The sequence below is a fragment of the Streptomyces sp. NPDC004667 genome, assembly GCF_040609475.1.
Classification (GTDB): Bacteria; Actinomycetota; Actinomycetes; order Streptomycetales; family Streptomycetaceae; genus Streptomyces.
The window spans coordinates 1-7,561 of record NZ_JBEXKC010000164.1; the positions used below are offsets into that span (position 1 = coordinate 1).

Sequence of the window (7,561 nt, forward strand, 5' to 3'; positions counted from 1 at the left end):
GCATCGCCAACGGGGACGGTGGCGAGGACCGTGTTCGTCGCCGTATTGATCACGGACACCGTGTCGGCGCCGGAATTGGTCACGTAGGCGCGGATGCTGTCCGGCGACACCGCCACCCCGAACGGGAAGGCGCCGACGGGGATGGTGGCGAGGACCGTGTTCGTCGCCGTATTGATCACGGACACCGTGTCGGCGCCGGAATTGGTCACGTAGGCGCGGATGCCGTTCGGTGACACCGCCACCCCGATGGGAGCGTCGCCGACGGGAACGGTGACGACGACCGTGTTGGTGTTCGTGTTGATCACGGACACGGTGTCGGCGCCGTAGTTGGTGACGTAGGCGCGGGTGCCGTCCGGCGACACCGCCACCCCCAGGGGCTCAAGGCCGACGGGGACCGTGGTGACGACCGTGTCGGTCGCGGTGTTGATCACGGACACCGTGCCATCGGCGCGGTTGGTGACGTAGGCGCGGGTACCGTTCGGCGACACCGCCACTCCCCACGGCGCATCGCCGACGGGAACCGTGACCACCACCGTGTTCGTCGCCGTGTCGATCACCGACACCGTGTCATCCTGGAAGTTGGCGACGTAGGCGTAGGTGCCGGGCGGCACGGCCTGCGCGGGCTGCGGGGCCACCATGGGCAGGGCCACGCCGGCCACGAGGACGAGACCTGCCACCAGCGCCCGCAGCAGCCCACCCCACCAGGAGCGGCGCACTCGAAGACCAGGCGGCGCCGACGGGAGGGCCTCCTGCGCGCCCACCCCCATCATGGCTTGACAGATAGTCACAGCAATCCTCCCGACTGGACCGACAGAGCGGGACGGATTATGACAGTTCGCCACATTCGACATGGTGGGGACACGCGACCGCCCGACCACGGGCCAGGGCGGTCGGTTCGCCTGGACGTTCGTGCGCCCCACCGAGACGGCACCCGTTCCAGTGCCGCGACTGAACCGGACTGGACCCAGGCACGGTCAGCACCACGGGCCGGGTGGGGCACCTTCCGCCAACAATCACTCGGCGGGGGGGGATCACTCCGGAACGTCGCGGCTTGTAGCGCCGGAAACAACTACCAGTCCCACTCATCCGACCTCTGGCCTGGGAAGCTGTGAGCCGCAGCCCGGCCGACCTAGTCTGACGCCCCCGTCGCAGACCCCCCTCTTACCCGTGGGGTCCCGTAGGGCCGTGAAGCGCAGCGGTGCGGTCCGCCGCCCGGTGAGGGTGGAGGACCATGATCTCTGCTTCGCGTCTCGCTACGGGGCGGGGGTGAACTCCACGTCGGTGCCGCCGCACCCGGCGGCGATGTCGAGCAGCCGGTCCCGCTCCAGCTCATCGACCGCCAGGCCCCAGCGCAGCTTCGTCGCAGTCCACTCCGCCCCGTACCGGCACAGCGCGTCCGCCGACGGCGGCAGCCACTCGGCCGGATCCTGGTCCGCCTTGCTCCGGTTCGAGCGGGCCGTCACCGCCACCAGGGAGGAGGCCTGCCCGAGGTCGTTGGCGTACGCCTCCCGCCGCGCCGCCGACCACCCCGACGCCCCAGCTGGCGGGGAGCGTCATTCGAACCGTGCGGTATTCCTGCCCGCTCGGTGGGTTCCGAGCTAGCGTCGCTACTGATGTGCTGCAGGGTCGAGCAGGGCGCGGAGAATCGTCCGCAATAGCGGGGGAACCTCATGTCGCACTGCCTGGCCGGGCCGGGGCCGGGGCCGGTTCCGGGCTGCTCGGTCATTCCGGCCAAACATGCGCAGTCTTCCAGTCAAGCCTGACCGCATTCTTTTCAATCGTGACAGCGTTGCGATCTCAACTGCCCCTAAAAGCTGTGGAGTTAATGCCCATGTCAAGGTTCAGATCCAGGGCGGCAGCAGTCCTCGGCTCCGCACTCCTCGCCTTCGCCGGTATCTCGACAGCGGAAGCCGCACCCGCCGCCCCGTGGAACCCGGTGTCCAACGCCAGTGCGGCCCCTAAAACGCTTTCCGCGGATGTGTGGACCCCCGCCCGCATGGAGGCCGCGATCCCGGCTGATAACGCCCGGCACATATCCGCGCCCGCCAAGGACCAGCCGTCAGCGGCCCCCCGTCGGACCCCGTTATCGGTCACCCCGGCCGCGCCCAAGGCCGTGCAGCAGCCCGTGCCAGCGACCCAGGCCGGCGACACGGCGACCGGCCCTACGCTCGCGGCCACCGTGAACGCGTCGAACTTGGTGGGCAAGGTCTTCTATCATAATCCCGCAAACGGCAACGACTACGTCTGTTCGGGCTCCTCGGTGAACAGTGCCGCCCAGAACGTGGTCCTCACCGCCGGGCACTGCGTCTACGACGGCGCCTGGATGACCAACTGGATCTTCGTTCCCTACTACGACCACGGCGCACGCCCCTACGGCACGTGGTACGCGGCCAACATGACCACCTTCAACGGCTGGACGCAGAATCACTACCGCGAGTACGACGTCGCCTTCGTGAACGTGTGGAATAACGCCGACACCCTGGGCCACACGGTAGGCGGTGAGGGCCTGCGCACATGGGGCTCCATCCCCCAGGCCGTCCTGGGAGTGACCGCCCTGGGCTACCCCGCGGAGGCTCCGTACGACGGCCAGTGGCAGTACTACTGCCTGGGCAGTGCCACCCTGGACACCAGCGACAACACGCTCGGCATGCCCTGCCCACTGAACGGCGGCAGCAGCGGCGGTCCCTGGCTCCAGAACTACGACAACGCCACCGGGCTCGGCTACGCCGTGGGCATCAACGAGTCGACCTCCGGCAGCACTCTCTACAGCTCGCCCTTCACCTCGGCTGTGAGCAACCTCTACAATCTTGTACAGGATGACGTCTATTCCTGACCCCCTCGGATGCCGGGAGTTAACCGCATGCCGACCAAGCGGACCGTCCTGTTCCTGACCATCCTCCTGCTGACCGTCGGCTGCGGGCGGGCTACCAGCACGGCGGGCGACTGCCCTCCCTCCTCACCCCCCGCGGCGGCCGACCAGGCAACGAGCCGGCCCGTCACCGACGACCCGTCGGCCGTCGCCTCGTACTGGACCGACGAACGCATGCACAGCGCCAAGCCCGCCCCCATGCCGTCCAAACCGAAGCCGACCTGCGGCCACTGACCCCGCCTCGGATACGGCGCGGCAGAACGCGGACACGAGATGGTCCCGGACCCATCGGGTCCGGAACCATCTCCTGTCGCCGGGGGCGGGCTGCTTTGTCCTATTGATTAGAAACTCAAAGGGTTCTCGTTGAGGGTGTAGCGGACGTGGGGGCCGTGGAAGTAGCCGCGGATGATGTGGGGCTGGCGTTGGCGTCTGTGGAAGAAGCGGCGTGTCTCGGCGGCGAGTTCGGCCTGGTTCCGGGCCCGGTGGCCTTTGGGCAGGCTGTGTTTGAGGTCGGCGTTGACCAGCTCGTCGGGGTTCAGCTCGGGCGAGTACGGCGGCAAGAAGTGCAGCTCGATCTCCTCGGCGTGCGCGGCGAGCCAGGTCCGGACGGTCTTCGAGCGGTGCGCGGAGTGTCCGTCGACCACAAGGTGGATCTTGGGGCTGAAGTGTCCGACGAGCCGGTCGAGGAAGCGGCACATCACGCCTGCGTCGAAGGTCTCGGTGAAGACCATGAAGTGCATGCGGCCCTTGGTGCTGATCGCGGACATCGCGTTCACCGAGAACCGGTTGCCCGTGCGCCGCACGATCGGAGTGCGGCCCTTCTCACCCCAGGCAGTCGCAGAGTCGGCCGACCTTGTAGGAGCGCGGTCCGGCGCAACGTTCGCAGGCGTAGGGGTCGGGGACGCCAGCGCAGGGCCCAGAGACCCGGTGCCGGTCGACGGGGCCGATCAGTACCCGGGTCCGCTCGCACATCGGGCATGACATGGGGTGGGTGCGGGCGGTCCGGTAGCAGGGGGTGCAGACCGGGCCGAGCGGCCATCGTGCGGGCACGGGGGCGGTGGTGTGGCAGAGCGCGCACGGCACGACCGGCCTGGGACGACATGTCCCGCAGGGGTCCAGTTCGGCCGGCTTGCCGCAGGCCGAGCAGGTGCGGGTCGCCGCGATCTACCGGCGGCGGCAGGCCGCGCAAGTGTCCCGGCTCGGTCGCGGCCCGATGGTCCCGCAGACCGTGCAGGCACCGATGTTGCCGCGGCTGGCGAGGATCCCTTCGCAACCGCGACAGACCCGGCCGCCCGGTACGGCCCGGCGTAGCCGCCGGACGCGTCCGCAGCGTAGGCAGGCCGGGGCCTTCACTCCCGTGTCCCCGTGGTCGGCCAGGCTCGTGATCAGAGCCTGGACGGAACGGGGTGCGGCGGATGCGCCGCTGACCAGGGCATCGGGGTTGGCGGTGAGGTGGGCTCGGATACGGCCGCGGGCGGCCGGGGTCAGCCCAGCGACGACCCGCGCCGCGTCCGGACCCGGCAAGTCGGTGAGGTACGCGGTCATCAGGCGGGCGAGTTCCTGCCAGGCGTCCGGGACGGAAACGGTCATCGCTCTCCCGGTCGGGTCAGGCGTACGCGGCGTGCTGGCGGGGCCTTCGCGGTAGTGGCGGTCTCGCCGGTCGCGGTCGGCTTGGCAACCTGGACGTGGGTCTCGGTGACGGTGATCAGGTCGGCCGGGGTGACGTGGAGGATCGAGCAGAGCGCGGCCAGTACGTCCATCGACAGCCTCTGTGGGACCTGGGCGACGAGGCGGTAGACCTGTTCGCGGGAGAGATGGACACCGTGTTCGGCCAGGGCCGGGATCAGATCGGTGGTCTGGAACATGTCTCGCTCGGCCATCAGCCGGCGCAGGTTCCACACGATCCCCATGCGCTTCACCACGACAGCACCACCTCCTGCTTCGTGCCGGGCTCCAGCCGTCGCCGCAGCGCGCTCTCGATCAACCGGTTGCGGTACTCGTCAGACACCCACGTGTACAAGGCCGTCGTCGAGCTGTAGGCGTGTCCGACCTGCTGTTGCACGAACCGTTCCGGGTACCCGAACTCGACGAGGTGCGTGATGTAGGTGTGCCGCAGGCAGTGCAGGTCCAGCTCGCCCGGCAGCCCGGCGCGCTCGCGCACCGTGGCAAACACCTCGTCCAGGCGCCGCACCCCGATCCGGCCGCACCGCTCCGTCACCCACAACGCGGGATGCCGCCCCGGAGAGAAGCCGGGCCTCACCTCCGCCGCCCACTCCTCGATGAGGGGGACGATCCACTCGACCTCCGGGACCGTCAGCACCGTCCGCCGCTTCGGTGGGCTCCCCCGCGACGCCTTCCCGAACCGCACCTCCATCGCCCCCACCCGCCCGTACTGCGGCGCCCGCGGATTGCGCCGAAGGTCAGCCAGATCCAGCATCACCGTCTCCCGGCGCCGCGTCCCATAGGCGTAGACCTGCTTGAGGAGGACCGCGTCCCGCCACGCCGCGAGCACCCCCTTGCGCTGCTTCCGGCGGGTCTCCTCGACCCGATCGTCGGCAGCGTCGAAGAACATCTGGAGCTCGTCGAACGTCAGCGCCCGCCAGCCGGGTCGACCCTCGTACTCGACGACGTGAGCCGCGGTGTTCCAGTCGTGACACACCTGAACCGGGAACCGGCCGAACTCCTCCGAGCAGGCCGCCGCCCAGCCGTACCGCGAGTCGGTGATGAACGCGCAGAACATCTCGATGTCGCCCTGCTGCCCCCGCACCGTCGACCACACCAGCTCGCCGCGCGAGAGCCGGGCGGAGAAGTATGCCTCGACGTCCTCGGGGGTCCAGTCCCAGGGGTAGGTACCGGTGAACTCGGCGCACCGCCGCACCAGACTGAGCCGGTCGGTGATCGTCTTCCTCGTCAGCAGCCGGCTGCGTTGCTGCTGTTCCCACCCGGTCAGCATCGCGGTGAACATCGCCGCCTGCGGATCCAACGCGGCCACATTCGCCGCCCGCACAAGCCGGATCGCCCCAGGCAAACTCGCCCTGCTCAATGCCGCCTCCGATGGTTGCATCAGATGCAACATCGTGGCGTTGAACACCCCACCGCAGGTCAGAACGCACCTATCGTCACCTCTACGAGTGACAACCCCATTCCCGACCTACCCCAAGCCGTCAGTGCGCGGGAGCGAAATGATGCATCGAGCCCAACTCCGCCTACTTAGAGTCCCAGGCCTCCGCGAGCGGGACCATGTGGTCGATGTCCAGCGCCCCGGCCGGGGTCACCTCCCGCTCGTCGTAGTACGACCACCAGATGCCGCCGGTCAGCGTGCACCCCGCACCGACCTCCGGCGCCACCACCGCCTCAGCGATCAGCACCTCAGCACGCGTGTTACAGCCGTCTGTCGGATTCGCACCCGCGTTCCAGTGCCTGAAACTCGTACGCTGATAGCCCGTCCGGTCCTCGACAGCGAGGGGAAGCGCACCGACCGCGACCCCCATCGGCAGCACCTGCGGCACGACAGCCGGCTGCTCAGCCGCGTATGCGGTGGTGGCGGGCAGAGAAAGGGCGAAAGCCACGGCGGCCGCGTTCACAGCCCGCATCATGATCATCATCTGTCGGCCAGGAGGGCGGCGGCGTACAGGTGCAGGGCCAGGCTCTTGCTCGCCGGGCAGGCCGGGCGGCACGTCCCATACAGAAGTTGTGCCGCGGCGAAACGATCCAGCATGCCAGCCCCTACGCGCGCGGAGCGTAGGGTCGCTCAATGCCGTGAGCCTCCAACGCACTCTCGTAGCGGGCCAGCAGTTCGTCGAGGTTAGCCAGGAGGATGGTGGCAGCCTCGTGGGCGTCATCGACTTCACCCTGGGCACAGGCCTCCACGATTTCGGCAACGTCGCCGCGGATGATCGACAGCGAGTCACCCTGGATCAGCACCCCCGGGAAGCGGCGTGGGGGCAGACGGACGACGGCGTCGTTGCCTGCATCCGTGAACAGCTCAGCCTCAATGAGTTCCATCGGGTCATCCAACAGCAGAATCGGTACCTCATCCAGCGTGTTCTTCACGGAGCGCGGTCACAGCCAAATCCAAATATCCCCATCGTCCCCGGAGGTGTGCGAGGTACGCGCTGGCGCCGAACCGGGGTGCTGAAGCGGGGCCCTCAGGTCCAGGGGAGCGTGCGCCACGGGCTGGCCGGGTCTGTGGTCAGGGCGCGGTGGGTCGCGAGGACCGTCTCGTACCACTCGCCGAATTCCTCCTCGTCGAAGTGAAGGCAGCGGCCCAGGACGTAGGCGGCCGAGAAGCTCTCCCACGAGCGGTAGTTGAGCTGGACGAGACGGCCGGCCCGAACCACGGCCGCTTCCGCCTCCTGCAGGGAGCACAGGCGGGCGGCGAGTCCCCAGCGGGCCATGCCGGAGGCCCGGCCGTAGTCCCAGGCCTCGACACCCCGGACGAAGCCCCCTTCGGGCAGCAGGCCGTCGGCGCGGAACCGCGCCTCGTAGCGGGCGATGCGGCCGATCAGCCGCTGCACGCCGGTAACTTGACCCTCCAGCTCCGCGGCGGTGACGGTGCGAGCCTGGGTGACGCCGTCCGCAGTCAGGCGGGGTTCGGCGCAACGCCGCTCTCGACCGGCTGGTCGCCCTCTACCCGAGCCCGGCGGGGGCCACCGAGAGCGAGCTCGACCCGCAGACCTGGCAGGACGTGCT

General features: G+C 69.0%; 6 protein-coding genes and 5 pseudogenes. 3 read left to right on the top strand and 8 right to left on the bottom strand.

Going from position 1 to position 7,561, the window contains the following annotated elements; genetic code table 11:
- On the bottom strand, positions 1-788 hold a 788-nt coding region (locus ABZW32_RS38145; RefSeq protein WP_356225281.1), incomplete at its 3' end, for a YncE family protein.
- A gap of 465 nt (positions 789-1,253) precedes the next feature.
- Positions 1,254-1,541, bottom strand: a pseudogene (locus ABZW32_RS38150) (HNH endonuclease); the annotation flags it as partial.
- Between the two features lie 638 nt (positions 1,542-2,179).
- On the opposite strand from ABZW32_RS38150, the gene ABZW32_RS38155 reads away from it, so the two are divergent.
- Positions 2,180-2,833, top strand: a complete 654-nt coding sequence (locus tag ABZW32_RS38155; RefSeq protein ID WP_356225283.1) for a trypsin-like peptidase domain-containing protein — start codon at positions 2,180-2,182, stop codon at positions 2,831-2,833.
- 27 nt (positions 2,834-2,860) lie between these two features.
- Positions 2,861-3,103, top strand: a complete 243-nt coding sequence (locus ABZW32_RS38160; RefSeq protein ID WP_356225285.1) for a hypothetical protein — start codon at positions 2,861-2,863, stop codon at positions 3,101-3,103.
- Positions 3,104-3,210: 107 nt separating this feature from the next.
- Here the strand turns inward: ABZW32_RS38160 and ABZW32_RS38165 are convergent.
- From ABZW32_RS38165 to ABZW32_RS38190, 6 genes and pseudogenes are all read right to left on the bottom strand, one after another.
- Positions 3,211-3,699, bottom strand: a pseudogene (locus ABZW32_RS38165) (IS630 family transposase); the annotation flags it as partial.
- Positions 3,700-4,455: 756 nt separating this feature from the next.
- Positions 4,456-4,791 carry a helix-turn-helix transcriptional regulator gene (locus ABZW32_RS38170; RefSeq protein WP_356225287.1) on the bottom strand — a complete coding sequence of 112 codons (336 nt, stop codon included), beginning with the start codon at positions 4,789-4,791 and terminating at the stop codon, positions 4,456-4,458.
- Positions 4,785-5,861 (bottom strand): site-specific integrase, encoded by a 1,077-nt coding sequence (locus ABZW32_RS38175; protein WP_356225289.1) that lies wholly within the window; start codon positions 5,859-5,861, stop codon positions 4,785-4,787. The genes ABZW32_RS38170 and ABZW32_RS38175 overlap by 7 nt, the downstream gene beginning before the upstream one ends.
- Before the next feature lie 220 nt (positions 5,862-6,081).
- Positions 6,082-6,465 (bottom strand): annotated as a pseudogene (locus ABZW32_RS38180) (HNH endonuclease); the annotation flags it as partial.
- A gap of 130 nt (positions 6,466-6,595) precedes the next feature.
- Entirely contained in the window at positions 6,596-6,922 is a 327-nt protein-coding gene (locus ABZW32_RS38185) for a hypothetical protein (protein WP_356225291.1), read from the bottom strand.
- A gap of 95 nt (positions 6,923-7,017) precedes the next feature.
- Positions 7,018-7,467: pseudogene (locus tag ABZW32_RS38190) on the bottom strand (DUF1266 domain-containing protein); the annotation flags it as partial.
- On the opposite strand from ABZW32_RS38190, the pseudogene ABZW32_RS38195 reads away from it, so the two are divergent.
- Positions 7,467-7,561, top strand: a pseudogene (locus ABZW32_RS38195) (DUF5947 family protein); the annotation flags it as partial. The pseudogenes ABZW32_RS38190 and ABZW32_RS38195 sit on opposite strands and share 1 nt — an antisense overlap.

Excerpts from the sequence above, each read along its gene's own strand:
- ABZW32_RS38160 (WP_356225285.1), top strand. The coding sequence starts at position 2,861 with ATGCCGACCAAGCGGACCGTCCTGTTCCTGACCATCCTCCTGCTGACC.